This is a genomic window from Stenotrophomonas sp. RIT309, assembly GCF_000632045.1.
GTDB classification, from domain to species: Bacteria; Pseudomonadota; Gammaproteobacteria; order Xanthomonadales; family Xanthomonadaceae; genus Stenotrophomonas; species Stenotrophomonas indicatrix.
This window is the reverse complement of sequence record NZ_JFYS01000016.1, coordinates 1-26,958: the sequence shown is the minus strand read 5'-3', so window position 1 is coordinate 26,958 and position 26,958 is coordinate 1. Positions and strand designations below refer to the sequence as shown.

The 26,958-nt window shown below is 66.5% G+C and carries 24 protein-coding genes; 7 read left to right on the top strand and 17 right to left on the bottom strand.

Annotated features, from left to right (window positions below; genetic code table 11):
* The first annotated feature begins 201 nt into the window (after positions 1–201).
* The 3 genes from purH to purD are packed head-to-tail and all read left to right on the top strand — an operon-like array spanning position 202 to position 4,023.
* Positions 202–1,785: a bifunctional phosphoribosylaminoimidazolecarboxamide formyltransferase/IMP cyclohydrolase gene (gene purH / locus BW38_RS10035; RefSeq protein WP_025878616.1), complete on the top strand. Its 1,584-nt coding sequence runs from the start codon at positions 202–204 to the stop codon at positions 1,783–1,785.
* A gap of 17 nt (positions 1,786–1,802) precedes the next feature.
* Positions 1,803–2,681: a hypothetical protein gene (locus tag BW38_RS10040; RefSeq protein ID WP_032976435.1), complete on the top strand. Its 879-nt coding sequence runs from the start codon at positions 1,803–1,805 to the stop codon at positions 2,679–2,681.
* Positions 2,682–2,739: 58 nt separating this feature from the next.
* Entirely contained in the window at positions 2,740–4,023 is a 1,284-nt protein-coding gene (gene purD, locus BW38_RS10045; protein WP_032976434.1) for a phosphoribosylamine--glycine ligase, read from the top strand.
* 129 nt (positions 4,024–4,152) lie between these two features.
* On the opposite strand, the gene rpoH is transcribed toward purD, so the two are convergent.
* The 6 genes from rpoH to rhlB form a co-directional block, all read right to left on the bottom strand.
* Positions 4,153–5,028 carry an RNA polymerase sigma factor RpoH gene (rpoH, locus tag BW38_RS10050; RefSeq protein ID WP_025878613.1) on the bottom strand — a complete coding sequence of 292 codons (876 nt, stop codon included), beginning with the start codon at positions 5,026–5,028 and terminating at the stop codon, positions 4,153–4,155.
* 254 nt (positions 5,029–5,282) lie between these two features.
* Positions 5,283–6,008 carry a uracil-DNA glycosylase gene (ung, locus tag BW38_RS10055; protein ID WP_032976433.1) on the bottom strand — a complete coding sequence of 242 codons (726 nt, stop codon included), beginning with the start codon at positions 6,006–6,008 and terminating at the stop codon, positions 5,283–5,285.
* 9 nt (positions 6,009–6,017) lie between these two features.
* Positions 6,018–6,860 (bottom strand): response regulator, encoded by an 843-nt coding sequence (locus BW38_RS10060; protein WP_032976431.1) that lies wholly within the window; start codon positions 6,858–6,860, stop codon positions 6,018–6,020.
* Between the two features lie 7 nt (positions 6,861–6,867).
* Positions 6,868–7,815, bottom strand: coding sequence for a permease-like cell division protein FtsX (gene ftsX / locus BW38_RS10065; RefSeq protein WP_025878610.1), 948 nt, complete (start codon positions 7,813–7,815; stop codon positions 6,868–6,870).
* A 2-nt stretch (positions 7,816–7,817) separates the two neighbouring features.
* Positions 7,818–8,504, bottom strand: coding sequence for a cell division ATP-binding protein FtsE (ftsE, locus tag BW38_RS10070; protein WP_025878609.1), 687 nt, complete (start codon positions 8,502–8,504; stop codon positions 7,818–7,820).
* A 126-nt stretch (positions 8,505–8,630) separates the two neighbouring features.
* Complete coding sequence (rhlB, locus tag BW38_RS10075) at positions 8,631–10,361, bottom strand: ATP-dependent RNA helicase RhlB (protein WP_025878608.1); 1,731 nt, start codon at positions 10,359–10,361, stop codon at positions 8,631–8,633.
* A 512-nt stretch (positions 10,362–10,873) separates the two neighbouring features.
* On the opposite strand from rhlB, the gene trxA reads away from it, so the two are divergent.
* From trxA to BW38_RS10090, 3 genes are all read left to right on the top strand, one after another.
* The gene (gene trxA, locus BW38_RS10080) at positions 10,874–11,203 is read left to right on the top strand and encodes a thioredoxin (protein ID WP_025878607.1); all 330 of its coding nucleotides are present in this window, start codon (positions 10,874–10,876) and stop codon (positions 11,201–11,203) included.
* Between the two features lie 228 nt (positions 11,204–11,431).
* Positions 11,432–13,216, top strand: coding sequence for a transcription termination factor Rho (gene rho / locus BW38_RS10085; protein WP_032976429.1), 1,785 nt, complete (start codon positions 11,432–11,434; stop codon positions 13,214–13,216).
* Positions 13,217–13,439: 223 nt separating this feature from the next.
* Positions 13,440–15,014 (top strand): sensor domain-containing diguanylate cyclase, encoded by a 1,575-nt coding sequence (locus BW38_RS10090; RefSeq protein ID WP_032976428.1) that lies wholly within the window; start codon positions 13,440–13,442, stop codon positions 15,012–15,014.
* A 58-nt stretch (positions 15,015–15,072) separates the two neighbouring features.
* Here the strand turns inward: BW38_RS10090 and BW38_RS10095 are convergent, their stop codons facing one another.
* From BW38_RS10095 to aceK, 3 genes are all read right to left on the bottom strand, one after another.
* Positions 15,073–15,948, bottom strand: a complete 876-nt coding sequence (locus BW38_RS10095; protein WP_327083160.1) for an energy transducer TonB — start codon at positions 15,946–15,948, stop codon at positions 15,073–15,075.
* Positions 15,949–16,030: 82 nt separating this feature from the next.
* Complete coding sequence (locus tag BW38_RS10100; protein ID WP_032976426.1) at positions 16,031–16,924, bottom strand: energy transducer TonB; 894 nt, start codon at positions 16,922–16,924, stop codon at positions 16,031–16,033.
* A 62-nt stretch (positions 16,925–16,986) separates the two neighbouring features.
* Positions 16,987–18,717: a bifunctional isocitrate dehydrogenase kinase/phosphatase gene (gene aceK, locus BW38_RS10105; RefSeq protein ID WP_032976425.1), complete on the bottom strand. Its 1,731-nt coding sequence runs from the start codon at positions 18,715–18,717 to the stop codon at positions 16,987–16,989.
* A 177-nt stretch (positions 18,718–18,894) separates the two neighbouring features.
* Between aceK and BW38_RS10110 the strand changes: the two genes are divergently transcribed.
* Positions 18,895–19,641, top strand: coding sequence for a KilA-N domain-containing protein (locus BW38_RS10110; protein WP_032976423.1), 747 nt, complete (start codon positions 18,895–18,897; stop codon positions 19,639–19,641).
* Between the two features lie 63 nt (positions 19,642–19,704).
* On the opposite strand, the gene BW38_RS10115 is transcribed toward BW38_RS10110, so the two are convergent.
* The 8 genes from BW38_RS10115 to queF form a co-directional block, all read right to left on the bottom strand.
* Positions 19,705–20,064, bottom strand: a complete 360-nt coding sequence (locus BW38_RS10115; protein WP_025878601.1) for a hypothetical protein — start codon at positions 20,062–20,064, stop codon at positions 19,705–19,707.
* A gap of 52 nt (positions 20,065–20,116) precedes the next feature.
* Positions 20,117–20,533 (bottom strand): roadblock/LC7 domain-containing protein, encoded by a 417-nt coding sequence (locus tag BW38_RS10120; RefSeq protein ID WP_032976421.1) that lies wholly within the window; start codon positions 20,531–20,533, stop codon positions 20,117–20,119.
* Entirely contained in the window at positions 20,526–21,074 is a 549-nt protein-coding gene (locus BW38_RS10125; RefSeq protein WP_025878599.1) for an ATP/GTP-binding protein, read from the bottom strand. Before BW38_RS10125 ends, BW38_RS10120 begins: the two co-directional genes overlap by 8 nt.
* On the bottom strand, positions 21,067–22,014 hold the full coding sequence (locus BW38_RS10130) for a hypothetical protein (RefSeq protein ID WP_032976420.1): 948 nt from the start codon (positions 22,012–22,014) through the stop codon (positions 21,067–21,069). Before BW38_RS10130 ends, BW38_RS10125 begins: the two co-directional genes overlap by 8 nt.
* 303 nt (positions 22,015–22,317) lie before the next feature.
* Positions 22,318–24,540, bottom strand: coding sequence for an NADP-dependent isocitrate dehydrogenase (locus tag BW38_RS10135; protein WP_032976418.1), 2,223 nt, complete (start codon positions 24,538–24,540; stop codon positions 22,318–22,320).
* A gap of 371 nt (positions 24,541–24,911) precedes the next feature.
* Complete coding sequence (locus BW38_RS10140) at positions 24,912–25,415, bottom strand: hypothetical protein (RefSeq protein ID WP_025878596.1); 504 nt, start codon at positions 25,413–25,415, stop codon at positions 24,912–24,914.
* Between the two features lie 47 nt (positions 25,416–25,462).
* Positions 25,463–25,756: a LysM peptidoglycan-binding domain-containing protein gene (locus tag BW38_RS10145; RefSeq protein WP_025878595.1), complete on the bottom strand. Its 294-nt coding sequence runs from the start codon at positions 25,754–25,756 to the stop codon at positions 25,463–25,465.
* 206 nt (positions 25,757–25,962) lie between these two features.
* Positions 25,963–26,781: an NADPH-dependent 7-cyano-7-deazaguanine reductase QueF gene (gene queF, locus BW38_RS10150; protein WP_032976417.1), complete on the bottom strand. Its 819-nt coding sequence runs from the start codon at positions 26,779–26,781 to the stop codon at positions 25,963–25,965.
* Between the last annotated feature and the right edge of the window lie 177 nt (positions 26,782–26,958).

The following is a 26,958-nucleotide window of genomic DNA, read 5'->3' as shown; positions in this document are numbered from 1 at the left end:
CTAATCCTTGGCAGTGCGGGCACAGCCTACCTGATTGCGACAGCGCCACGTATCGAATTGCGCCCAATGCCGGCCCATGCAGGTGCTGTCGAGCGAATCAGGAAGGGAGTCTGCACCGGCCAATTTCCCCCACCAGCGCCCGCCACCGGCCCCCACCGCCTACAATATCGGCCCCGCTCCGCTGCCGATTGCCCTGTCCCCATGACTGCTGATCTGTTGCCCGTCCGCCGGGCCCTCCTCTCCGTTTCCGACAAGACCGGCCTGGTCGAGCTGGCCACCGCGCTGGCTGCACGCGGCGTGGAGCTGCTGTCCACCGGCGGTACCGCCAAGGCGATCCGCGATGCGGGCCTGGCCGTGAAGGATGTCGCCGAGGTCACCGGCTTCCCGGAAATGATGGATGGCCGGGTCAAGACCCTGCATCCGATGGTGCATGGCGGCCTGCTGGGCCGCTCCGGCCTGGACGACGCGGTGATGGCCGAACACGGCATCGGTGCCATCGACCTGCTGGTGCTGAACCTGTACCCGTTCGAATCGGTCACTGCCAAGGCCGACTGCACCCTGGCCGACGCGGTGGAGAACATCGACATCGGCGGCCCGGCGATGCTGCGCTCGGCGGCCAAGAACTTCGCCCGCGTGGCGGTGGCCACCGACCCGTCGCAGTACGCCGAACTGCTGGCCTCGCTGGATGCCAACGACGGCCAGCTGTCGGCCGGCACCCGTTTCGCCTTCTCGGTGGCCGCATTCAACCGCGTTGCCCAGTACGACGCGGCGATCAGCAACTACCTGTCGGCCGTCACCGCCACCGACGCCGCCGTGCCGGTGCGCGCCGAATACCCGGCGCAGATGAATTCCACCTTCGTGAAGGTGATGGACCTGCGCTACGGCGAAAACCCGCACCAGAGCGGCGCGTTCTATCGCGACCTGCATCCGGTGCCGGGCACGCTGGCCACCTTCCAGCAGCTGCAGGGCAAGGAACTGAGCTACAACAACCTGGCCGATGCCGATGCAGCCTGGGAATGCGTGCGCCAGTTCGACGCGCCGGCCTGTGTCATCGTCAAGCATGCCAACCCGTGCGGCGTGGCCGTTGGCGCCGGCAACGGCGATGCCTACGAGCTGGCCTACGCCACCGACCCGACCAGCGCCTTCGGCGGCATCATCGCCTTCAACAAGCCGCTCGATGCAGCCACCGCGCAGGTGATCCTGGACCGCCAGTTCGTTGAAGTCCTGATTGCGCCGGACTACGAACCGGCCGCGCTGGAATACGCGCAGAAGAAGGCCAACGTGCGCGTGCTGCGCATCCCGCACGGCGATGGCCTGAACAACTTCGACAACAAGCGCGTGGGCTCCGGCCTGCTGCTGCAGTCGTCGGACAACCGCGGCATGACCCGCGACGAACTGAAGGTGGTCAGCAAGCTGGCACCGACCGACAAGCAGTTCACCGACCTGCTGTTCGCCTGGAAGGTCGCCAAGTTCGTGAAGTCCAACGCAATCGTCTACGCCAAGGACAACCGCACCATCGGCGTGGGTGCCGGCCAGATGAGCCGCGTCTACTCGGCGCGCATCGCCGGCATCAAGGCCGCCGACGCGAACCTGGTGGTCGAAGGGTCGGTGATGGCCTCCGATGCGTTCTTCCCGTTCCGCGACGGCATCGACGCCGCTGCCGCCGCCGGCATCAAGGCGGTGATCCAGCCGGGCGGTTCGATGCGCGATGCTGAAGTCATCGCTGCCGCCGATGAACATGGCCTGGCCATGGTGTTCACCGGCGTTCGCCACTTCCGCCACTGATACCTGGAGCGACACGGATGTCTGCAGTCTCTTTGAAACCGCTTGCCGTGCTCGCCTTCGCTGGCACGGCCCTGCTGGCCGGCTGCAAGCCGGCCGCCGAGCCCGCATCTGCCCCGCAGGCAGATGCGGCAAAGCCCGCCGCCAGCGAACCGGCAACGCATGTCAGCCGCACCGCGCGGCTGCAGGCGTTCCTGACCGAGCGTTACGGCAAGGACGCCAAGCTTTCCGGCCAATGGCGCGGCAGCTGGACCCAGGACGATGAAACGCGCGCGACCGACTGGCAGGTCTGCGCCGAGCAGCCGGTGGTGACCGGCGACAGCTGGCAGCAGCTGCTGGCGGTGTGTGGTTCGCTGGTCGATGGCGCGCATATCGACCCGGGAACGATCGAGTTCTTCGTGCTGCAGCCCAAGGGCAATGGCTTCGGGGTGACCAGCGAGCTGACCGGCGAGCGCTTCGGCAGTGGTGGACAGCCCGGCACCGCCAGCATCATCCGCGCCGGCAGCGATTTCTACGGCTTCCGCGTCGAGGATGGCTGGTTCGGCCAGGGCTTCTCGCTGCTCTCGCAGACCCTGGTCCTGCCGGGCCCGAAAGGCCTGACCAGCACCGGCAACGTGCGCAGCCACATCGACAACGACGCCCAGTACGAATGCGAGAACGTCGACGCGGCCGCCGACCCCGATACCGCCGAAGACTGCCGCACCCGCCGCTTCAGCATCGATTTCGCACTGCGTTTCGACGACAGCGACCGCAGTGCGCGCATCTGGCCACTGCTGATCGAGGAATCCGGCAACACCTGCGGCGGCAAGCGGGTGCGTCAGGAGCACCGCTTCACCCTGGACCCGAGGTCCTGGACCTACTCCTTCCCCGAATCGCTGCGACGCGAAGGCTGCGAATGACGCACACGCGCCGCCGGGGACCTGGAACTTCCCTTCCCACGCAATCTGGAATCTCGTGATGAACGTACTTGTCATCGGCTCTGGCGGCCGCGAACACGCCCTGGCATGGAAGCTGGCCCAGTCCTCCCGTGTCACTGAAGTGCTCGTGGCGCCCGGCAATGCCGGCACCGCCAACGAAGACAAGTGCCGCAACGTGGCGGTGAAGGTCACCGACATCGATGGCCTGCTCGCCCTGGCCCAGGCCGAAGGCGTGGCGCTGACCGTGGTCGGCCCGGAAGTGCCGCTGGTGGCCGGCGTGGTCGACCGCTTCCGCGCCGCCGGCCTGCGCATCTTCGGGCCGACGGCGGCGGCCGCACAGCTGGAAGGCAGCAAGGCCTACGCCAAGGATTTCCTGGCACGCCACAACATCCCCACCGCGTTCTATTCGGTGCACACCGACGTGGACGCGGCACTGGCCTACCTGCGCGAGAAGGGCGCGCCGATCGTGGTCAAGGCCGACGGCCTGGCCGCCGGCAAGGGCGTGATCGTGGCGATGACCCTCGCCGAAGCCGAAGATGCGGTGCGCGACATGCTTTCGGGCAACGCCTTCGGCGATGCCGGCGCGCGCGTGGTGATCGAGGAATTCCTCGACGGCGAGGAGGCCAGCTTCATTTCGATGGTCGATGGCGTGCATGCACTGCCGATGGCCACCTCGCAGGATCACAAGCGCGTCGGCGACGGCGACACCGGTCCGAACACCGGCGGCATGGGTGCGTACTCGCCGGCTCCGGTGGTGACACCTGAAGTGCATGCACGGGTGATGCGCGAGGTGGTGAACCCGACCGTGCAGGGCATGATCGCCGACGGCATCCCATTCACCGGCTTCCTCTACGCGGGCCTGATGATCGATGCCAGCGGCGCGCCGAAGGTGATCGAGTTCAACGTGCGTTTCGGCGACCCGGAAACCCAGCCGGTGATGCTGCGCCTGCAGTCGGACCTGGTCGACCTGGTGGACGCGGCGATCGATGGCCGCTTGGACGAGGTGGACGCGCAGTGGGATCCGCGCCCGTCGCTCGGCGTGGTGCTGGCCGCCAGGCCGTATCCGGAATCGCCGATCACCGGCGAGGTGATCTCCGGCCTGGATGATGTGCCGGCAACGGCCAAGGTGTTCCATGCAGGAACGACGCTGGATGCGCAGGGCCAGGTGCTCAGCGCAGGTGGCCGCGTGCTGTGCGTGGCAGCACTGGGTGACAGCGTGCGCGACGCGCAGGCGAACGCGTACGCGGGCGTGGCGAAGGTGACCTGGGACAACGAGTTCCACCGCACCGACATCGGCTGGCGGGCGATCGCGCGGGAAATCTGAGACCGCGCTGATCCACGCGTGGCGTGGATCTACTGGATCGCGAAGTAGATCCACGCCATGCGTGGATCCAGCAGGAAAAAAAAGGCCCGGCAATGCCGGGCCTTTCCATTACTCAAACGCTTCGCCGCCTTATGCGGTGAACAGCGCCTTCATCTTCTTCAGCGCGTTCGCTTCAACCTGGCGGATACGCTCGGCCGATACGCCGTACTCGTCCGCCAGCTCCTGCAGCGTCACCTTGCTGTCCGCATCCAGCCAACGGCGGCGGATGATGTCGCGCGAACGCGCATCCAGTTCCGCCAGGCCTTCGCGCAGCAGCTGCATCTGGTTGTCTTCGCTGTCCTCGCGCTCGTAGGCCATCGACGGATCTTCGTCATTGGCCACCAGATACGCAGCCGGCGACGGCGGCGCGTGGTCGTTGTCTTCATCGGTGGGGGCATCGAAACCGATATCGCGGCCGGACAGGCGCGATTCCATTTCCAGCACCTCGCGCTCGGACACGTTCAGGTCCTTGGCCACCGCACTGACTTCGGCCGCGTTCATCCAGCCCAGGCGCTTCTTCGACTTGCGCAGGTTGAAGAACAGCTTGCGCTGCGCCTTGGTCGTGGCGACCTTCACGATGCGCCAGTTCTTCAGGATGAACTCGTGCATCTCGGCACGGATCCAATGCACGGCGAAGGACACCAGACGCACGCCCATGTCGGGGTCGAAGCGCTTGACCGCCTTCATCAGGCCGATGTTGCCTTCCTGGATCAGGTCGCCCAGCGCAAGGCCGTAGCCGTTGTAACCGCGGGCCACGTGCACCACGAAGCGCAGGTGCGAATGCACCAGCTCACGGGCAGCGTCCAGATCGTTGCCGTCGCGGAAGCGACGGGCCAGGTCCTGTTCGTTATCGACCGACAGCACCGGAATCTGGTGCACGGCACCGATATAGGCGTCCAGCGAACCGAGCGCACTGGGAATCGGCAGATTGTTTGCCACAAGGGCAGTAGAGGTGTTCTGGCTCATAGGCACCCATCTTAGCAGTCTGGGATTTGGACTGCTAAAGGAGGAAAAAGTTCCAGCATTCCACTGATGAAACACTGGTCCCAAACAGAACCCTACCGTAACGCGATTTGATGACAGTGGCGAGCGCGCTTTTCGGGATACACAATCCCTTGGAATTCAACCCACTAGCCCGGAAAGCGCGGCTATTCCGGGTCAAAGGCAGCTGAACGGGTGGCGGTTTCGCCCATTCAACAGGGGGCAGCGTTGTTCGCCGTTCAGCCCGATGGCGCCAGCATCGCCCGCGGCGGCAGCGACCAGTCGATCGGCGCCTGGCCGCGGCGCTGCAGGTACTCGTTGGCCATCGAGAAATGACGGCAGCCGAGGAAGCCGCGGTGGGCCGACAGCGGCGAGGGATGCGGGGCTTTCAGCACGCGGTGGCGGCCGGTATCGATCACCTTGCCCTTCTGCTGCGCGTAGGCACCCCAGAGCATGAACACCAGGCCCTCGCGCTCGCGGTTCAACACGTCCACCACATGGTCGGTGAAGCCTTCCCACCCGCGCCCCTGGTGCGCACCGGCCTTGCCCTCTTCCACCGTCAGCACCGCGTTGAGCAGCAGCACGCCGCGCTGCGCCCACGGGATCAGGCAGCCGTGGTCCGGGCGGGCAATACCGAGGTCACCCTCGATTTCCTTGTAGATGTTCAACAACGACGGCGGCACCGGCACGCCCGGCTGCACCGAGAAACTCAGGCCATGGGCCTGTCCACGGCCGTGGTACGGGTCCTGGCCGAGGATGACCACTTTCACCTGATCGAACGGGGTCGCATCAAAGGCGGCGAAGATCTGCGGTCCAGGCGGGAACACCGCCGCACCGCTGGCCTTGCGCTGCCGCAGGAAGCTGGACAGCTCGCGCATCTGCGGCTGCAGCAGGTAATCGCCCACACGCTGTTTCCAGCTCGGTTCCAGCTGGATCGCCGGGGTGTCCACTACTTCATCGATCATCGCAACACGTCATCGCAACAGGGGTCCATCATTCAACCGGGCCAGCCGCAGCTGGAACAGCACCTTGGTGATCAGCAGGCGCTCTTCGATCGGCTTCAGCACCAGATCGTTGGCGCCGGCCTTGAGCAGGCCGGTCTGGTTGTGCGGATTGCCATCGCCGGTCATCACCAGCACCGGCAGGCGGCGCTTGCCGTAGCCGAAGTCCACGCGCACGCGCTGCACCACGTCGCGGCCGCTCAGCTCTCCCTTCAGGGTCACATCGGTCAGCACCAGATCGATGCGATGGCGGCTGCGCCCGAGCGATTCGGCGGTGAGCAGGGTAAACGCTTCTTCGGCGCTGACCACATGCATCACATTGAGCTGCTGGCGCTCGAGCATGCGCTTGGTCGCCTCGGCCACCACCCGGCTGTCCTCGATGTAGAGGATGGTCGCGCCGGGAATGATCTGCGGCTGCACGTAGCCGCGCACGAAGGTCGCCAGGGCCTCGTGGCCCAGCGATTTGTCGAAGTAGTCGGTGACGTACTCGGTGAAGCGGCGCTGCTCCAGGTGCTGCTGGGCGTCGCCGGAGACCACGATCACCGGCACATAGGCCTGCCCTGCCGCTTCGCGCACCATCCGCGCCAGCGCCAGGCCGTCGCCATCGCGCAGGGTCAACGAGGTGGTGACCAGATCGACCGGCCCCTGCGCCAGCGCATGCTGTGCGTCTTCGATGCTGTCGCAGCCGATCACCTCCACGCCCGGCAGATCGCGCTGCAGGACGTCGGCGATCAGCTTGCGCACCAGCTTGGAGCCGTCAACCACCATCACCCGCGTCGCGGGCCCTTCAAGGTGCTTCAGCGCTTGCGGTTGCATGCCGGTCTCAGGTGTCGGTCGGGCGGGTCTGGCGGAGGAAGTGGCCGGTCACCAGCCATGCACCCAGCCAGCCCAGCAACAAGGTGCCAAGCAGCACCAGGCTGCCATGCAGCAGGTCCAGGCCATGCAGCACGAACGGGCTGCCGTAGCTGCGCGACAGCTCGGCCAGCGGCGCGCGCAGGGCGGCACCGGCAATGCCGATCAGGCCCAGCGCGACCGCACCGGCGCCCAGGCCATACCAGGCGCCCAGGTACAGGAACGGGCGGCGGATGAAACCATCGCTGGCGCCGAGCAGCTGCAGCACGCCGATTTCCTCGCGGCGGGCCTGGATGTCCAGGCGCACGGTGTTGCCGACCACCAGCGCGGCACCGGCGCCGAGCAGCACCGACAGCACCTGCACCAGCCGCGCACCAAACGCGAGCCAGGCATCCAGGCGCTGCCGCCACAGGGCGTCGTGCTGCACCAGGTCGGCACCGGGCAGGCTTTCCAGCGCGCGTGCCAGTCGTGCATCGTCCTGGCCCTGGCCGGGGGTGACCACCAGCAACGAGGGCAACGGGTTGTCGTTGAGTGCGTCGATGGCTTCGCCGAGGCCGGCCTGGCGCAGTTCCTCCAGGCCCTGCTCCGGCGTGCGCACGGTGACACTGGCCACGTCCGGCCGGTCGCGCAGCTCCCCGGCCAGGCGCAGCGCACCCGGGCCGTCGACGTCCGCCTTCAGGAAGACATTGATGTCGCGCGACTGCTGCACGCTGCCGGCAAACTGCTTGAGGTTGTCCAGCGCGATCGACAGGCCCAGCGGCAGCGCCAGGGCCAGCGCCATGACCATCACGGTCAGCAGCGTCGCCCACGGCTTGCGGCAGGCACGGCCGAGGCTGAACACCACGCTGTGCACGTGGTGCTGGAACCACACGCCCAGGCGCGACGGCGCAGCGGCTTCGGTGTTTTCGTTCTTGGCCATGGTTACTCCGCCAGATCCTGCGGCGAGATGTCGTCCACCAGCCGGCCGTGGTCGAGGATCAGCACGCGCTTGCGCATGTGGCGCAGCAGCGGCAGGTCATGGCTGACCACCAGCACGCTGGTGCCGCGTGCGGGCAGCTCGGCGAACAGGGACATGATCTCGGCCGCCAGGGTGGGATCGAGGTTGCCGGTCGGCTCGTCGGCCACCAGCAGCTTGGGCTCGCCGACGATCGCACGGGCGATGCCGACGCGCTGCTGCTCACCGGCCGACAGCTGCGAGGGCAGCGCCTTCTCGCGGTGGCCAAGGCCCATGCGCTCGAGCACCGAACGCACGCGCTTGTTGATGTCGCCACGGCGGGTGCCGCGCAGGATCAGCGGCAGGGCCACGTTCTCGGCGATGGAGCGGTCCATCAGCAGGCGGTGGTCCTGGTAGACCGCGCCGACCGCGCGTCGATGCCGCGGCACATCACCGCCGCGCACCTTCAGCAGGTTGCGCTCGTCGAACATCACCGCGCCGCGGCTGGGCCGCTCGTCCAGGTGGATCAACTTGAGCAGGGTGCTCTTGCCCGCCCCGGAGTGACCGGTGACGAACAGCATTTCGCCCGGCGCGACCTCGAAGCTGACATCGGTCAGGGCTTCGTGGCCACCGGCGTACTGTTTGCTGACATTGTCGAAGCGCAGGACACTCATGCCCCGATTATGCAGGACCGGCGCGACAGATCGGTAGCGCCGGGCCATGCCCGGCGAAAACCTTCCGGCATCGCGGCCCCGGACGGAGGCCGCTGCGCTCGCCGGGCGTGGCCCGGCGCTACCGGCTTAATTGCCGGACAGCATCCGGCGGATCTTGCGGCCGATACGGGTCAGGAACGAGTCGCCGGCATCGGCGCTGGTACGCACCGGCTTGGCCACCACCTGCACCGGGGTAACCGGGCTGGCGCCGTTGCCGGCGTTGCTTGCCACACCTTCGGCGCCCTCGACCGGACGGCCGTGGCGACGACGACGACGCTTGCGCGGCTTGCGCTCGCCGTCCACCGCACCTTCCGGCGCAGCTTCAGCGCGCGGCGGACGCGGGGCCTGCACGGCAGCAGCTTCAGCGGTCACTGCACCCTCGACTGCGGCGGCAGCAACCTGCTCACCTTCCACACGCGGCTTGCGCGGGCCACGCGGACGGCGTTCGCCGCTGCGCTCGCCATCGCGGCCACCACGCCCAGCGCCAGCACCACTGCCGGAACGACCGCCACTACGGCCGCCGCCACGACGCTCTTCCTCGGCGGCGCGCGCTTCGCGTGCTTCGCGGAAGATCTGGCCGACGCTTTCGTTCTCGTCGCCTTCCTCGCCCGGTGCCGGGGCGGCACGCTCAGGGCGCGGCAGCGAAGTCAGGATCTCGCTGGTGACCGCTTCGACCGGGATCTTCTGTTCGATGTAGGCCTCGATATCCGGCAGGCCCATCGCATAGCGCTCGCAGGCGAAGCTGATGGCATCGCCTTCCTCGCCCAGGCGGGCGGTACGGCCGATGCGGTGCACGTAGTCTTCGGCGTCGAACGGCAGGTCGTAGTTGTAGACGTACTTGATGCCGTCGATATGCAGGCCGCGGGCGGCCACATCGGTGGCCACCAGGATTTCCAGCTGGCCCTTCTGGAAGCGGTTGAGCAGGCTCTCGCGCTTCTTCTGCGGCACGTCGCCGGACAGCACGCCGACGCGGTAGCCGGAACGCTCCAGCGAACGGGCCACGCGCTCGACGAACACCTTGGTGTTGACGAAGACCATGGTGCGTGCGCCTTCGCTGCGCGACAGCAGGCCCAGCAGCAACGGGATCTTCTCTTCGTCGGCCGGGAAGTAGATGCGCTGGCGCACGCGCGCGGCGGTGATGGTTTCGGCTTCGACCACCAGCTTCTGCGGCTCGTTCATGTGCTCATAGGCCAGCTCGAGCACGCGGTGGCTCAAGGTGGCGCTGAACAGCAGGGTCTGCCGGGTGGAGCGCTCGGGCATGCGGCGCAGCAGGAAGCGGATGTCCTTGATGAAGCCTAGGTCGAACATGCGGTCGGCTTCGTCCAGCACGCAGATCTCGCAGGCGTGCAGCGACACCACCTTGTGCTGCTTGACGTAGTCGATCAGGCGGCCGGGGGTGGCGATGATCACGTCCACGCCCTGCTGCAGGATCTCGCGCTGCTTGTCGTAGTCAACGCCGCCGTAGACCAGCGCGAAACGCAAACCCAGGTCCGAACCGAACTTGACCGCATCCTTGTGGATCTGGATGGCCAGTTCGCGGGTGGGGGCCAGGATCAGCGCGCGCGGGTCTTCCGGCTTGCGATCGGCCAGTGCCGGGCGGGTCAGCAGGCGGTTCACGACAGCGACCAGGAAGGCCAGCGTCTTGCCGGTGCCGGTCTGGGCCTGGCCGGCGACGTCGCCACCGGGCAGCGCGACCGGCAGGGTCAGCGCCTGGATGGGCGTGCAGCGGGTGAATCCGGCTCCTTCAAGACCGGCCTGCAGGGCCGGATGCAGATCAAAGGAGGAAAAAGTCAAATCGGTCAGCGGTTTGTCGCTCATGTGTCCGTCTTGGTATGGCCACGCGCCTGCGGGCGGCGGCACTGAAATCTGTCTGGGGCTCCGTCGCAAACTGCGGCCCCTGCGGCGGGTCGGGCTGGCCGGGACCCCTCGGGTCCGCGCGCCGCACAATGCCCCAGTTTACCGCACTCGGGCCAGCAAACCGGAATCGGGCGTCTCATGACCAACGGAGACACGCCTCTTCACCCCGCAGTACCGCGCTTGAACAGCGGCGCGGGCTCCCATGGCCTACCGCGCCAGCACCCCCATTTCAGCCATGGACAGTGACATCGGACACATACCGGGCTCAGCATCGATCACGATACGCTGGGTTCCAGCCAGCATCTGTCCCTGCCCTGCGATAGGGGTACACTGCCGGCCGTGAGCGTCCAGGCATCCCGCCGAACGCACCGTGGCAGTCCGCCGCGAGGCAACGACGAGGGTCACGCCACCGGGCATGGCCCAGTTCACCCACCTCCGGCCTGGCCGGGTGCAATCCAAGACGAGAAACCAAGATGAGCGACAAGGTTGTACACGTCGGCGATGCCGACTTTGATAGCGCCGTACTGAATTCCAAGGAACCGGTGCTGGTCGATTTCTGGGCCGAGTGGTGTGGCCCGTGCAAGATGATCGCCCCGGCGCTGGATGAACTGGCCGATGCCTACCAGGGCCGCGCCAAGATCGCCAAGGTCAACGTGGACAACAACCGCGCCCTGGCCGCCAAGTACCACGTGCGTTCGATTCCCTACCTGGTCGTCTTCAAGGACGGCGAGAAGGTGGGCGAGCAGATCGGTGCCGTTGGCAAGGCCCAGCTGGCCGGCCTGCTGGACAAGGCCCTGGCCTGATCCCGCGCTTTCCGGCAGCCGTTTTCGACGGCTGCCGGGCAGGCGCCCCGGCGCCTGACTGAATACCGTATCCGGCGACCCTTGCGTGGCGCCGCGGGCCGATGATAGTGTCGGCACATCCGGCCGCGTTCGCGTGCCGCATCTTCTGGACGCAGTTTCTTCCAGACCCATTCCCAATGTTCGCCGCCCCAGCCGGGCGCTCGCACCTTCAAGCGAGGAATAACGCTCTTGTCCGATAACACTCCCGAAACCGGTAGCGCTGATGCGCCCGCCGAAAAGCGCGTGCGCAAAGCCCGCGTAACCAAGGCTGCCGCTCCGGCCGCCGCCGAAACCAGCGCCGCCCCTGCGCAGCCTGCCCTGCCGCTGGCAGCCGCGCCCGAGGCGCCGGCACCGGCCGCAGCGCCTTCCGCGCCGAGCGCACCCGCCGCCGAGGCCCCTGCCAGCAGTGGCGGCGGCGAAGGTGGCGAGGGCCGCGAATCCGGCCAGCCGCGGCAGTCGCAGCAGAACAACCAGGGCGGTGGCCAGAACCAGAACCCCTACAACCAGGGCGGCCAGCAGGGCCAGCAAGGCCAAGGCAACCGCCGTGACCGTTTCCGCAACCGCCGCGACCGTGATCGCAATGGCGGCGGTGGTGGTGGTGGTGGTGGTGGCAACGGCGGTCGCTTCCGCGACGACGGCATGCCCAACGACAACGGCGAACAGCAGCCGTTCGTACCGCGTCCGCACGCCAACGTCCCCGAAGGCTTCCCGGTCTATTCGCTGAGCGACCTCAAGCGCATGCCGGCCCAGAAGCTGCTGGAGATCGCCGAGCAGCTGCAGATTTCCGAAGGCGTGGCCCGTGCCCGCAAGCAGGACGTGATCTTCGCGCTGCTGAAGGTGCTGACCCGCCACGGCGACGGCGTTGCCGCCGACGGCGTGCTGGAAATCCTGCCGGACGGCTTCGGCTTCCTGCGCGCGGCCGAGGCCAGCTACCTGGCCGGCCCGGACGACACCTACATTTCGCCCAGCCAGATCCGCCGCTTCAACCTGCGTACCGGCGACCACCTGTCCGGCCGCATCCGCTTCCCGAAGGACGGCGAGCGCTACTTCGCGCTGTCGATCGTGGACACCATCAACGGTGAGCCGCTGGAAGCGTCGAAGAACAAGGTGCTGTTCGAGAACCTGACCCCCCTGTTCCCGCGTCGCCGCTTCACCCTGGAGCGCGGCAACGGTTCGTCGGAAGACATCACCGGCCGCATCCTCGACCTGATGGCACCGCAGGGCAAGGGCCAGCGCTCGCTCATCGTGTCCCAGCCGAAGGCCGGCAAGACGATGATGATGCAGCAGGTGGCCACGGCCATCACCACCAACCATGCGGACGTGCACCTGATCGTGCTGCTGATCGACGAGCGCCCGGAAGAAGTGACCGAAATGCAGCGCACCGTGCGCGGCGAGGTCATCAGCTCGACCTTCGACGAACCGGCCGCGCGCCACGTGCAGGTGGCCGAAATGGTCATCGAGCGCGCCAAGCGCCTGGTCGAGCACAAGAAGGACGTGGTGATCCTGCTCGACTCGATCACCCGCCTGGCGCGTGCCTACAACAACGTCGTGCCGAGCTCGGGCAAGGTGCTGACCGGTGGTGTGGACGCCAACGCCCTGCATCGCCCCAAGCGCTTCTTCGGTGCCGCGCGCAACGTGGAAGAAGGCGGCAGCCTGACCATCATCGCCACCGCGCTGGTCGATACCGGCTCGAAGATGGACGAGGTGATCTACGAAGAGTTCAAGGGCACCGGCAACAGCGAAGTGCACCTGAGCCGTCGCATCGCTGAAAAGCGCGTGTTCCCGGCCATCGACATCAACCGTTCGGGCACCCGTCGCGAAGACCTGCTGATCGAGCCGGAGCTGCTGCAGAAGATCTGGATCCTGCGCAAGCTGCTGCATCCGATGGATGAAATGACGGCGATGGAATTCCTGCTCGACAAGATGAAGAACACCAAGTCCAACGACGAGTTCTTCGGTTCGATGAAGCGCTGATCGCGCGGCATTGATGGAATACGGAAAGGCCCCGCGGTGCGGGGCTTTTTCTTTGGGTGGCGGCAGGACAAACGGCTTCACTTCGCGGACCGGTGATTTGGCGATAATCTGCGGGACAAATGCCTGACTCTCCGCCCCGGCCGCGCTGGCCGGGCCGCCGATTCCCGCTGTTGCCCCATCCGGAGGATCCGGCGGGTCCAGCCCTGCCCGATCCTTCAACTGCATGCGCACACTGTCTCCCCGGCTCAACCTGGGCAAGCTGATCCTTGCCCTGGCCCTGCTCAGCGCCGTCATCGCCCTGGCCAATACGCTGCTTGCCAGCTATCGCGTGCAGCGCGACCAGCTGGTGGGCAACACCCTGGAAGCCAACCGCGTGTACGCCACCAAGCTGGCCGAGACCACGCAGAACTTCCTGCTGGCCGCGCAGCAGCAGCTGGCCTATGCCGCCACCCGGCTTGGCGACAACGACATGGATCCGGCCCAGGCGCAGGATGAGGCCCGTCGCCTGCAGCTGCAGTCCAGCAGCTTCAACTCCTCGCTGGTGGTGGCCAACGACGGGCGGGTGATCGCGACCTCGCCGCAGAGCCTGCAGCTGCAGGGCGAGATCCTGCGCAGCGCTGGCAACAAGGCAGCGTTGGAACGGCGCCAGCCGATGATCAGCGATCCCTACCAGTCGGCCACCGGCAAGCTGCTGATTTCGATCTCGCACCCGGTATTCGACCGCAGCGGCCAGTACCGGGGCTATGTGAGCGGCACCCTGTACCTGCGCCAGCGCAGTGCACTCAACACCCTGCTGGGTACGCACTACTACCGCGACGGTTCCTACCTGTACGTGGTGGACCGCCATGGCCGCCTGATCTATCACAACAACCCCAAGGAAGTGGGCACCTACGCGTTGAACAACCCGGCGGTGAAAGAAGTGATGCGCGGCCAGCGCGGTGCGCAGCAGGTGCGCAACAACCACCAGGTGGCGATGCTGGCCGGTTACGCGCCCGTGGCGGCAACCGGCTGGGGCATCGTCGCGCAGCGCCCGACCGAGGCGACGCTGCAGCCGCTGTCACGCCTGATGTCGGCGGTGATCTGGAATGCCATTCCGCTGGGCGTGCTGTCGCTGCTGATCACCTGGTGGTTCGCCCGCCGCATTTCGCTACCGCTGTGGCAGCTGGCGCGCAACGTGCAGGACGGCGAAGACACCGGCAATGCGATCAGCCACGTCAATGGCATCCGTGCCTGGTACTTCGAAGTGGCGCAGCTGAAACAGGCTGTGCTGTACAGCTTCAATGCGCTGCAGGACCGGATCGGCACGCTCAACCGCGCCAGCCGCACCGATCCGCTGACCGGCCTGCTCAACCGTCGCGGGCTGCAGCAGGCGCTCGACGCGCTGCAGGCGCAGGGCCTGCCGTTTGCGATCCTGACGCTGGATATCGACCGCTTCAAGTCGATCAACGACAGCCACGGTCACGACGTCGGTGATGCGGCCATCATGCATATCGCCGAACAGATGCGCCGCCATTCGCGCGAGACCGACGTGCTGTGCCGCGCCGGTGGCGAGGAGTTCCTGGTGCTGCTGCCGGGCGTTGGCATCGAAGCGGCCCGGCAGACCGGCGAGCGCCTGCGCCAGGCCATCGCCGACGAACCGTTCGCTCCGGTGGGCACCATCACCGTGTCACTGGGAGTGGCCCACTTCCCCAGTTTCCATACCGATCCGGAACAGGCACTGCGCTTGGCCGACAAGGCCCTGTACCTGGCCAAGGAACAGGGCCGCAACCGGGTGGTGGTGTACCCGCACGCCGATTGAGCACATCGATTCAAGCGGGATGCGCCGGGGCAGGCCCGGCGCATCCCGCAATGACGCATCAGCCCAGCGGGGTGAGCAGGCGCGGGCCTTCCTGCGCACGACCCACCATGTACACACCGCCTTCGGGCAGCAGATCGCTTCCGGCGACCAGGGTTTCCTCACCGGTCTTCCACGGCGCCTGCTGGCGCGGGCCGGGAATGTACGCGGTCCAGCGACCGTAACGCTCACGCGAATCCTGGAAGGCGAAGCGCACCGGTACGCGCACGGTCCAGAAATCGCGATCCTTGTCCTCACCGGTTGTGGGCGGGTTGAACGTCCAACGCTTGGCGCTATTGACGCTGGCCTTGGCCAGGATATCGCGCAGCTGGTTCATCGCGCGCGCGGTACCAATCACGGTCAGATTGGTCTGCTCGGCAATCACATCAGCCACCCTGCCATCGCGGCCGACCTTGACCATCAGCATGACCGTGCCCTCCCCCTGCATGGTCACCGCCTGCGGTGGGTAATCCGGTCCCCGCAGTGCATTGCTGGTCACCCTGTCGGTGCCGACCTCTCGCTCGCCATCCACCTTGCTGAAATTGGCATCGACCAGGCGGACCCGCATGGTGCCCTCGGCAGCATTGTCGGCCATCAGCCGCAGGCGCACCGCAGTGCGTGCCTGCACGGGCGCACCATTGACCAGCACCGGGTCGAAACGCCAGCCCTGCACGGCCTTGTCCACGAAATCGGCAATACCCACGTCGATCTTCTCGCGACGATCGAGCTGGAAGCCTTCAACCTGGCCTTCGCGGCCGATGTCGATGACGCCACCAAGGGTCATGCTGGCCTCGGCCTGCCTGCGTACCTCGCGCGCGGTCTGCGCATCGGCGGTATCGATCAGGGCGGCACCGCCAGACACCGCAAGGGCCAGTGCCAGGAAAAGAGAAGAACGCATCACAGCCACTCCTTGTGCATGAAGATGATGAAGTCTGCCCCCCGGGCAGGGGCCGATGAAACGTGGGGGCGGTTGACCGGCATCATTGCTCGGCAAGCGGAGTCAACAGACGCAGCCCGCGGGTAGCGCTATCGACCATGTAGACGCCACCGGCCGGCAACAGATCGGTACCGACCTGCGCGGCATCGTCGGTGGTGCGCCACGGGGCCTGCTGGCGGGGGCCGGGAATGTAGGCCTGCCAGCGGCCGTAAGGAGTGGGGGGTTGCTTGCTACCCTTGTCGTTCAGCGCGAAGGTGACCGGCACGCGCACGGTCCAGAACGCCAGGCCTTTGTCCCCGCCGGAAGTCGGCGGAGTGAACGTCCACTTGCGGGCCTGGCTGATGCTGGCCTTGGCCAGCATGTCGCGCATCTTCTGCATCGCGTGCTCGGGTGCCACCACGCCCATGTTCACCTGTTCGGCGATGACGTCGGCAACCGCACCATCACGCTCGACCTTGACCAGCAGCATCACCTCGCCCTGTGCGCCGACGCGGAATGCCGCCTCCGGATAGCGCGGAGGCCTCATCTGGTTTCCGGTCACTGCGTCGGTGGCCTTGTCGTCATACTCGCTGAAATCCACGCTGGTCATGCGCACTTCCGTGCTGCCATCGACGCCGGGCCTGCCCAGCAGACGTACGCGCAACGGTGCATGTTTCGCCACCGGCTTTCCGTCCACCAGGGTAGGTTCAAACTGCCACCTGCGGATCGTGCCATCCACGAACGCGGCGATGGCCGGTGCGATCGACACCTGCTGGTCCAGCATAAGGCCACTGACCGTGCCATCTGCAGCGACATCGATGTTGCCGGTCAAGACCATGCTGGCTTCGGCGGTGGCACGCACCGCGCGTGTGCTCTGCGCTGCCGCATCGGTGCTGAGCAGGGCGCCAGCCGAGCCGATCGCAAGCGCGAAGGCGAGAAACAGGGGAGAACGCATCATTGCCGATCCTTGGTGATGAAAGTGCCGAGATTACCCGAGTTCCTCGCAGTCGGCGCGGCCAATCACGCCAACCGCTGCGCAGCCGAATACGGTGGAGTGTCCGGATAATCGCCCGCCGCAAAGCGCGCCTGCAGCCCCTGCCACCAGGCAGGATCGAACAGATGACGATAGTGCTCGCGCACCGCTGCCAGTTCCTGCGCCGGCAAGCCCATGAACGGCCCGAACCGCTCGGGGAAAACATCGCGCGGACCGACATGGAACCAGGGCTCATCGGCCATCGCTTCTTCCGGAGAGCTTGGCTTGGGCCAGGCCCGGAATACGCAGTCGCTGACCAGGCACAACTCGTCGTAGTCGTAGAACACGGCACGGCCGTGGCGCGACACGCCGAAGTTCTTCGGCAGCATGTCACCGGGGAAGATGTTGTTGCGCGCCATGTCGGTGATCGCCTGCGCGTAGTCGAGTACCGCTGCGCGCACGGCCTCGCCAGCCTGTTCGCGCAGATAGAGATTCAATGGCCGGAAGCGACGCTGCACGTAGCACAACGCAATCTCCACCTCGTCGCCATCCACGCGCACGCTCTGCGCGCACTGCTGCAGCAGCTCGTCCAGCAGCACCGGGGCGAAGCGTTCGCGCGGGAAACGCAGATGCCGGTAGGGCTGTGCGTCAAGCAGGCGACCGACACGGTCGAGGTTGAACACCAGGGCGTACTTCTCCTCCACCTGCTGCCGCGACATCGTCTTGGGCCAAGCGAAACGATCGCGGATCAGCTTGAACACCAGCGGGTAACTGGGCAGGGTGAACACCGCCATGACCATGCCCGGCGTGCCTTCGGCATGCGCCAGACGCTCGTTCGGGTGTTCATTGAAGTGGCGGAAGAACGTCCGGTAGCGCTCGGTCTTGCCCTGTTTGGCGCGTCCGAGCACGGTATAGATCTCGTCGATCGGCTTGCCCGGCAGCAGGCTGCGCAGGAACACCACCGCATCGCCAACCGTACCCAGGTCAGCCTGGAAATAGCTGCGCGACACGCCGAACAGATGGGCCACATCGCGACGCCGGGTCAGCACGGCATCGGCGCGCAGGCCCTGGTCGTCGTTGACCAGCGCGATCACGCACGGCGAGAAACGGTGTTCACCGAACACGCGCCCGACCAGATAGGCGCGACGCTCGCGGTAGAACACGGTATCGAGCAGTTCGATGCTGCGTACCGGCGTGTCGCCCCAGTGCGCCAGATCGTCCTGCAGGCGCACGGCGATGGCGGCGGCACAGCGCAACTGGTGCGCATACGGAACACCGAAGCGGTAGTCGGCCAGCACCCGTTGCAGCGCCTCTACCGGCCGCGTCGGCGAGACCGCGTAGGTGTGGCGCGCCACCGGATGGGTGATCGCATCGGAGGGCTCGACATCGAAGGCGATGAACTCCACTTCCGGGTCCACACCGCGGATGGCGAACAGCCGTCGCGACAACGTGTTGTAGAAGGTCTTGTAGAGCTCGGCGTCGATCAGGCCCTGCAGCAGGGCACTGAAGTGCGCGTGCACCTGCAGCCACAGCGCGCGTTCGCTGATGGCGTCACCGGCCAGCCGCCGCAGCGCATCCATCTGCTCGGCGATGCACTGGTCGTACAGGGCAATGCGCTCCACCGCATCGTGGCGCGCCGCCGCCCAGTCGCGCTGCTGGAAACGCAGCCGGGCACGCGCCGTGATCGCGGCAAAGCGGGCGTGATACTGCTCGAAACCATCGCGGATGGCCTCGGCGATGCGCGGTGCCAGTTCGGTTGCAGTGACAGGATCGGACATGCACGACGTATCCGGGGAAACCGACCTCACCATACGCTGGCGTGGGGTAGCTTGTGTAGAGCCGAGCCACGCTCGGCTGCTGCTGCCTCAGAGAACCAGACAAACGCAACCATTCCTACAGACCCCGGGCGACTGCATTGCCTACTCTTTCAGGCCCATAACGGCATGAGGCGACGCATGCAGCAAATGACCCTGATCCCACGCATGGAGGAAGGCAACGTAATCCCGCAACGGGTACGCGACGGCTACATCAGCGCGACGGCGCTCTGCCAGTCAGTGGGCAAGCGCTGGTCGGACTATCGGTCGCTGAAATCCACCGGTGAGTTCATCGAGGAGCTGACCCTGCAGACCGGCCTCCCGGAGGACCAGCTCATCCATGTGGTGTCCGGGGGCAATGCGGCGATGCAGGGCACCTGGATCCACCCTTACCTTGCCATCAATCTCGGCCAATGGTCGTCACGCAAATTCGCGGTGAAGGTGTCGCAATGGGTGGTGGAATGGCAGCAGGGCCGGGCGAACGCCGTCATGCCCGCCCACATCGAGCGCTACATGCAGAACCGCTCGAAAGTGCCCTACACGCATTTCTCGATGTTGAACGAGCTGACCCTGAACCTGATCGCGCCACTGGAGCAGGCGGGCTATACGCTGCCGCAGGAGCTGGTGCCGGACATCTCCGAGGGCCGGCTGTTCTGCAAGTGGCTGCGCGATCACAAGGGCATCGATCCCAACACCTTCGACACCTATGAGCACAGCTATCCAGACGGCCGCAACGTGCAGGCAAAGCTCTATCCGAACGAGCTCTACGAAGACTTTCGCCGGCACTTCAACGAAACCTGGCTCCCACTGCATGCGCCCAGATACTTTGCTGCGCGCGACAGGCAGGCGCTGACCTTCGTACGCACGCTTCTGCTGCCTTCGACATGACGTCACAGCGGACCGATCCCTGGGCTGCCGTGCAGCACCAGGGATCGGTCCCACCGGGCCGGCTCAGATCGCCAGTTCGGCCTCCACGTCCTGCACCTTGCGCCGCGCCAGGGCGAGGTTGGACTTGGTCCGGTCCAGCACGATGTAGAAGAACAGGCCCTTCTTCTTCGCCACCGGGCGCATGATGTGATACGCCTTGCCGAGCGAGATCAGGATGTCCTCGATGCCATCGTTGAGGTTGAGCGAGGCGGCGGTTTTCATCTTCGCGCGGATCACTTCGGTGTTGCCGGCCGCCGCCACTTCCATGTCCATGCCCGAACCGGCCTCACCCAGCAGCATGCCGCTTTCGTAGTCGACCAGCGCCACGGCCTGCGCGCCATCGATACCCATCAGTGCAGTCAACGAATCATTCAATCCAGCCACGTTGCACCCCTCTCAATGTTGGTTCGAGCCCCTCGTTCCCCTGCGGCCGGGCTCACGATCCGCTGAGTTCGGCCAGGATCGCCTGGCCACATTCCCTGCTCTGCCACAGCACCTGGCCGATCACGCTGCGCTGGTCGCAGGCCGCCATCAGCAGCAGCGGCGCTCGCCCCTCGGCCTGGATGGCCAGCATCAGTACCTTGCCGCCGGCGGCCTCCAGCATCAGTGTCTGCAGATCGCCCAGTGCCAGTTCGCGTCCCACTGCTGCGGCCAGGGCCAGCATCGCGCTGGTCATCGCCGCCAGGCGTTCGCCGCGCCCCTCCGCACCAGCACTGACCAGGGCAAAGCCATCGACGCTGGCCAGCACCACGGTCCGCACCCCTTCCACCCGCTGCTGCAGGTCCTGCAGCAGCGGCTGCAGGCGCTCGCGCTGCTGCGCGTCCGGCAACGGCGCGCCTTGTCCATCAGCCATGTGCGGCCACCAGTGCATGCGCTTCCATTTCGCTCATCAGTACGTCCATCAGCAGCAGTCCTTGTTCACGATCACGGGCATCCACCGCCAGCAACGGCAGCGGCTGGCCATCGAGCCGGGCGCGCTCGGCCCAGTCATCCAGTGCCGCTGCCGGCACCTGGTCAAGATGGGTCACCGCCACCACCAGGGCCAATGCCGGACCGAACGGGCGCAGCACCTGCAGGTAGGCGTCCAGCTCAGCGGCCACCCCGGCACGGCGCGCGTCCAGCAGCAACACCGCACCGCGCGCACCCTGCAGCAGGATCGGCCACAGGAAATCAAAGCGCTGCTGGCCAGGCGTGCCATACAGGCGCAGCCTCTCGCCGTTGGGCAGGTCGATATCGGCGTAGTCCAGCGCCACCGTGGTCGAAGCCTTGTCGGCACCCGCGCGGTCACTGTTGGCTACGTCGGTGTCGACCACCGCACCGGCGGCGATGCTGCGTACCAATGTCGACTTGCCGCTGCCCATGCCACCGAGCACCACCACCTTGTGCTCACGCATCGCGATCACTCCCGCGCAGCGTGCGCCACAGGCGTGCGAGCAGGCCGTTGTCGGCAGTGCTGGCACGCGCCCCCACCAGCGGTACTGCAGGTGCGACCTGCAGCTGCGCATAACCGCACAGGTAGGCGGCGTGGATGAAATCGCGCACGGCGGCGGCGGGAAGATCCAGCAGCATCGCGCACTCGTCCACCGTGCAGGCACGCTTGAGCAGCAGCGAACATAGACGGAAGCCATCGTGATCGTGGCCGAGCACGCGGAAGTCCGGCCAGCGCAGCAGCTTCACCGACGCCCCGCGCAGGCGCTCATCCAACGCCTGCCAGTGACGGCTGCGCTGCGCCCATTGCCACAGCAACGGACGCAACGGCAGTCGCGTGCGGTCACCCGCCAGTGCCTGCAGCTGCGCCGGCAGCAGCGCATCCAGATACAGGTGCTCGAAGCCGTGTGCCAGCCGTTCCACCAGCACGGTAGCCGGCTCGTGCAGCAGCACCGCCTGGTCCTGTTCCAGATCCAGCAGCAGCAGCGGCTCTCCACCCTCGCCCAGCAGCGCCTGGCCCTGCCGCGATGGCAGCCGCTCGCGCAGCAGGCGGGTGATCGCATGCGCGCCGTCAGCCAGGCGGATCGGTGTCGCATCGGTGCCGGTCTGCATGCCGCGCAGCGCCCGTCCTATCGCGCCATCATCCAGTACGTCCTGGCCGCCATCGCCCTCGCGCAACTGGCCGCCGAGGTCTTCGATCCAGCAGTGCAGGCGCGGGCGCTGCTGGCGCATGCGCAGTGCCGCGTTGCGCAGCGCAGGCGTATCGCGAATCACCAGCAGATCGCAGTCGTCCAGGTCCTGGCTGCGGCGGATCTGTCCGTCCGGCAGCGCCGAGGCCATCCGCAGCCTCTGCAGCAGGGCCTGTTCGCCCTGGATGTCGGTTCCCACTACGAGCACGCGTGCCATCCGTGTTCCCCGTGCGACCACCTCCCCGGCGGTCTCGCATCGCCAAGGCTAGGCCATGGCTTGCCGCCATCGTCGTGATCGACTGCTCATATTGGTGGCAGTGGTGAACATGCATGCGTCCGTTCTGCGACGGCCATCGCGGGCAAGTTTCATGCCGTGTTGACGGCGTTCCGACAGATGACGGATTTCACGGTTTTGTGCAGCTCCCGTCCGCGCGTGGACAGGCACCAGCGGCATGCGGGCAAAAAGAAACCCGCGCCGAGGCGCGGGTTTCTTTCCAGGTCTCAACCGGGCGGCGATGAATCAGCCGCGCAGCTGCTCCAGCGCGGCATTGAAGGTCGCGCTCGGACGCATCGCGGCAGCGGCCTTGGCCACATCCGGACGGTAGTAGCCGCCGATGTCCACGGCCTTGCCCTGCACCGCGATCAGCTCGTCAACGATCTTCTGCTCGTTGTCGGCCAGCGCCTTGGCCAGCGGAGCGAAGCGTGCCTGCAGTGCGGCATCTTCGTTCTGCGCTGCCAGGGCCTGCGCCCAGTACAGGGCGATGTAGAAGTGGCTGCCACGGTTGTCGATGCCACCGAGCTTGCGCGACGGCGACTTGTCGTTGTCCAGGAACTGGCCGTTGGCCTCGTCCAGCGCCTTGGCCAGCACGCGGGCGGCAGCGTTGTCGTAGCGGTTGCCCAGATGCTCCAGCGACGCGGCCAGGGCCAGGAACTCACCCAGCGAATCCCAGCGCAGGTAGTCCTCTTCGACGAACTGCTGCACGTGCTTCGGTGCCGAACCGCCAGCACCGGTCTCGAACAGTCCGCCACCGGCCATCAGCGGCACGATCGACAGCATCTTGGCGCTGGTGCCCAGCTCCATGATCGGGAACAGATCGGTGAGGTAATCGCGCAGCACGTTGCCGGTCACCGAAATGGTGTCCTCGCCCTTGCGGATGCGGGCCAGCGAGAAGGTGGTCGCTTCCACCGGCGGCAGGATGCGGATATCCAGGCCGGTGGTGTCGTGGTCCTTCAGGTACGTCTCGACCTTGGCGATGACCTGCGCGTCGTGGGCGCGGGCGGCGTCCAGCCAGAACACGGCCGGGGTGCTGCTCAGGCGCGCGCGTTCGACGGCCAGCTTGACCCAGTCCTGGATCGGCGCGTCCTTGGTCTGGCACATGCGCCAGATGTCACCGGCTTCCACGGCGTGTTCGAACACCACGTTGCCGGCCTCGTCGGTGACCTTGACCACGCCGTCGCCAGCGATCTGGAAGGTCTTGTCGTGCGAGCCGTACTCTTCAGCCTTCTGCGCCATCAGGCCGACGTTGGGCACCGAGCCCATGGTTGCCGGGTTGAAGGCACCGTTGCTGCGGCAGTCGTCGATGACAGCCTGGTACACGCCGGCATAGCAGCGGTCCGGAATGACCGCCTTGGTGTCCTGCAGCTTGCCTTCGGCATTCCACATCTTGCCGGAGTCGCGGATCATCGCCGGCATCGAGGCGTCGACGATCACGTCGCTCGGCACGTGCAGGTTGGTGATGCCCTTGTCCGAGTTGACCATGGCCAGGCCCGGACGCTGAGCGTACTCGGCCTGCAGGTCGGCTTCGATGGCGGCACGGGTGGCTTCGGGCAGCGACGGCAGGCGCGCGACCAGATCACCGATGCCGTTGTTGGCATCGAAACCGGCCTGCTTGAGCGTGTCGGCGTGCTTGGCGAGCACGTCCTTGTAGAACTCGTTGACGACCACGCCGAACATGATCGGGTCGGAGACCTTCATCATGGTCGCCTTCAGGTGCAGCGAGAACAGCACACCCTGCGACTTGGCGTCGGCAATCTGCGCATCGATGAAGGCGGCCAGCGCCTTGCGGCTCATCACTGCCGCGTCGACGATCTCACCGGCCTTGACCGCGGTCTTTTCCTTCAGCACGACGGTGCTGCCGTCCTTGCCGTGCAGGGTGATCTTCAGCGCGCCGGCGTTGGCCAGGGTGGCCGACTTCTCGCTGCCGTAGAAATCACCCGCGTCCATGTGCGCAACGTGCGACTTCGAATCGGACGCCCAGGCGCCCATGCGGTGCGGGTGCTTGCGGGCGTAGTTCTTCACCGACAGCGGCGCGCGCCGGTCGGAATTGCCTTCGCGCAGCACCGGATTGACTGCGCTGCCCTTGACCTTGTCGTAGCGCGCCTTGTAGTCGCGCTGCTGGTCGTCGGCCGGGGTCTCCGGGTAATCCGGCAGCGGATAGCCCTGGTCCTGCAGTTCCTTGATGGCGGCCTTCAGCTGCGGCACCGAGGCGGAGATGTTCGGCAGCTTGATGATGTTGGCGTCGGGGGTGGTCGCCAGCTGGCCCAGCTCGGCCAGGTCATCGTTGACCTTCTGCGCATCGCTCAGCAGTTCCGGGAACAGCGACAGGATGCGGCCGGACAACGAGATGTCACGGGTTTCCACTGCGATGCCCGCGGTGGAGGTATAGGCGTCGACGATCGGCAGCAGCGACTGGGTGGCCAGGAACGGTGCTTCGTCGGTCAGCGTGTAGAGGATCTTGGACATGGGGGACTTGGACTCTGTAGCAGTGCTCAGGGGAAGGCCGGCGCCAGCGCCGGGCCACGTGCAACCGTGTCACTTTCCCCGCCGCCGTCAGGGTGGGCGCGCGCCGGGGAAACCCCTGCATTGTCGCGTTTTCAGCCGCGCGGGGCAAAGCAGTGCCATACGCGGCGGTACTGCACGCCGGCAACGCTGTGATCCATCCACGCATGGCGTGGGTCTGCGGAAACATCGCCGCGCGAGGAACGGCCAGGTGTCTGCACCCGTAGATCCACGCCATGCGTGGATGAGGCCTTCCCGCAACGCCACCAACAAAAAAGGACGCAGCCTCGCGGCTGCGTCCATCGTGAGTCCAACCGGGAGAGAGTCGGCGGGACTTACTTGACCTCGAACTCCTGCGGCGTTCCGGCCGCCTTACCATCAACCATGACTTCGGCGCGGTACTTGCCGGCCGGCCAGCCATTGGCATTCTTGAAGGTGATGTTGGTGGTCTCTGCACCGCTGGTGTTCAGGGTTGCGTTCTGCTCACCGGCCACCTGGCCATCCTGGAAGGTCAGCTTGGCGCCGACGGTGACATTGTTGGCCGCGCCATCGGTCTTCACCGAGACGATGACATCGTCCTTCGGCGCGAACAGGGCGGCCGTGGTCACCGACTTGTCAGCTGCGGCGGTCTTGCCGACAGTGACCGCCGATACCGCTACGGCCGACGCAGCCATCGGTGGCGGTGCGCCGGTCATCGGCGCGGGCGCCTCGGCCGGCGTGGTTGCCGCCGGAGCCGCGTTGTTGTCTGCGGTTTCTTCCTTCTTCTTGCAGCCCACCAGGGCGACGCTGCCCAGCAGCGCGGCCAGCAGGGCATTCTGAAGCGGGGTCGTCTTGATCATTCGGGGTTCCTCCAAGGATTGTTCGGACGGCGATTGGATCGCCGGTATTACTTCGGCGGCAGTTTCAGGGTCTGGCCCGGGAAGATCTTGTCCGGGTCGTCGAGCACATCGCGGTTGGCTTCGAAGATCTTCTTCCAGGCGTTGGCATCGCCCAGGTGCTGCTTGGCGATCTTCGACAGCGAATCACCCTTCTGCACGGTGTAGGTGCCACCGCTGACCACCTCGGCGGTACTGTCCACCGAAGCACTGACGCCGGAAAAGTCCGCCTTGGGGACCTGCTGGGCGGTACTGTCGACGCTGCCACTGACGCCGGAGAAATCGGCTTTCTTCTCGGTACTCATCCACACACTCCCGTCTGTATGACTACATGGCTGGCACGGTGTCATAGAGGTTGTTAAATGGGGATGGTGCCGATGTGAAGCCGCCCCCCGGGGCGGCTGAACAATCGGGGCCCAACCGGTAGCGCCGGGCCATGGCGGGGGGCTCTGCATATGGCCGCTGCGCTCGCCGGGCATGGCCCGGCGCTATCTGTAACCGCCTGCGGCGGTTACTGCCGCAGTTCGCGGTAGGTCGCGGCCGGGGCGGCAATGCCAGGGCTGGCGCGCCACGGGTTGATGTCCAGGCCACCGCGACGGGTATAGCGGGCTTCGACTTCCAGCCACTGCGGCCGGCAGCGCGCGGACACTTCACTGAAGATGCGCTCGACGCACTGCTCATGGAACTCCGCGTGCTCGCGGTAGCTGACCAGGTAGCGCAGCAGGCCGGCACGATCGATCTGCGGGCCGCGGTAGCGCAGGCTGACAGTGGCCCAGTCCGGCTGCCCGGTGACCGGGCAGTTGGACTTCAGCAGGGCCGAGACCAGGGTCTCCTCCACCAGCGCATCGGCGTTGGCCGACAGGTAGTCCGCCTGCGGCGGGCCATAGCAGTCGATGTCCACCTCAAGGCCGTCGATCGACTCGCCCAGCGGTGATTCGCGCAACGCCGGCAGGCCGAACGTGACCTGGACCGGGGCGCCGGCGCAGGCCGACAGGTCGGCGACGAGGCGCTCGCGCAGGGCTTCGGCACTGTCGATGCGGGTGCTGTTGAGGGAGTTCAGGTACAGCTTGAACGACTTCGATTCGATCAACCGCGGCGAGGTGCACGGCACCTGCACGGTGGCGACGGCGACCTGCGGTTTGCCACGCGGGTCAAGCCAGCTCAGCTCGAAGGCGTGCCAGCGGTCATGGCCGACGAAGGGCAGCGCGGCCTCGTCCAGACCGATCTCGGCGCGGGCGCCGACGCGCGGGATGGGAAACAGCAGGCCGGGATCGTACTGCGACGGGTAACTGACCTCGCGACCGAGGCTGGAATCCTGTGGGGTGTTCATGGTGCTTATTGTATCGCGCGCAGAGCGGGCCTTCGGCCGGGTCGGCCAACGGCGGAGCCCCTCCGTGGTGGGGTTGGTTGGTCGCGGAAAGCCCCGACTCCCGGGTGCGGGCCGGGCGGGTGGGGCTGGCGGGGACGCCGTGAATCCATCCTTGGAGGCTTAGCCGCGCCATCCATG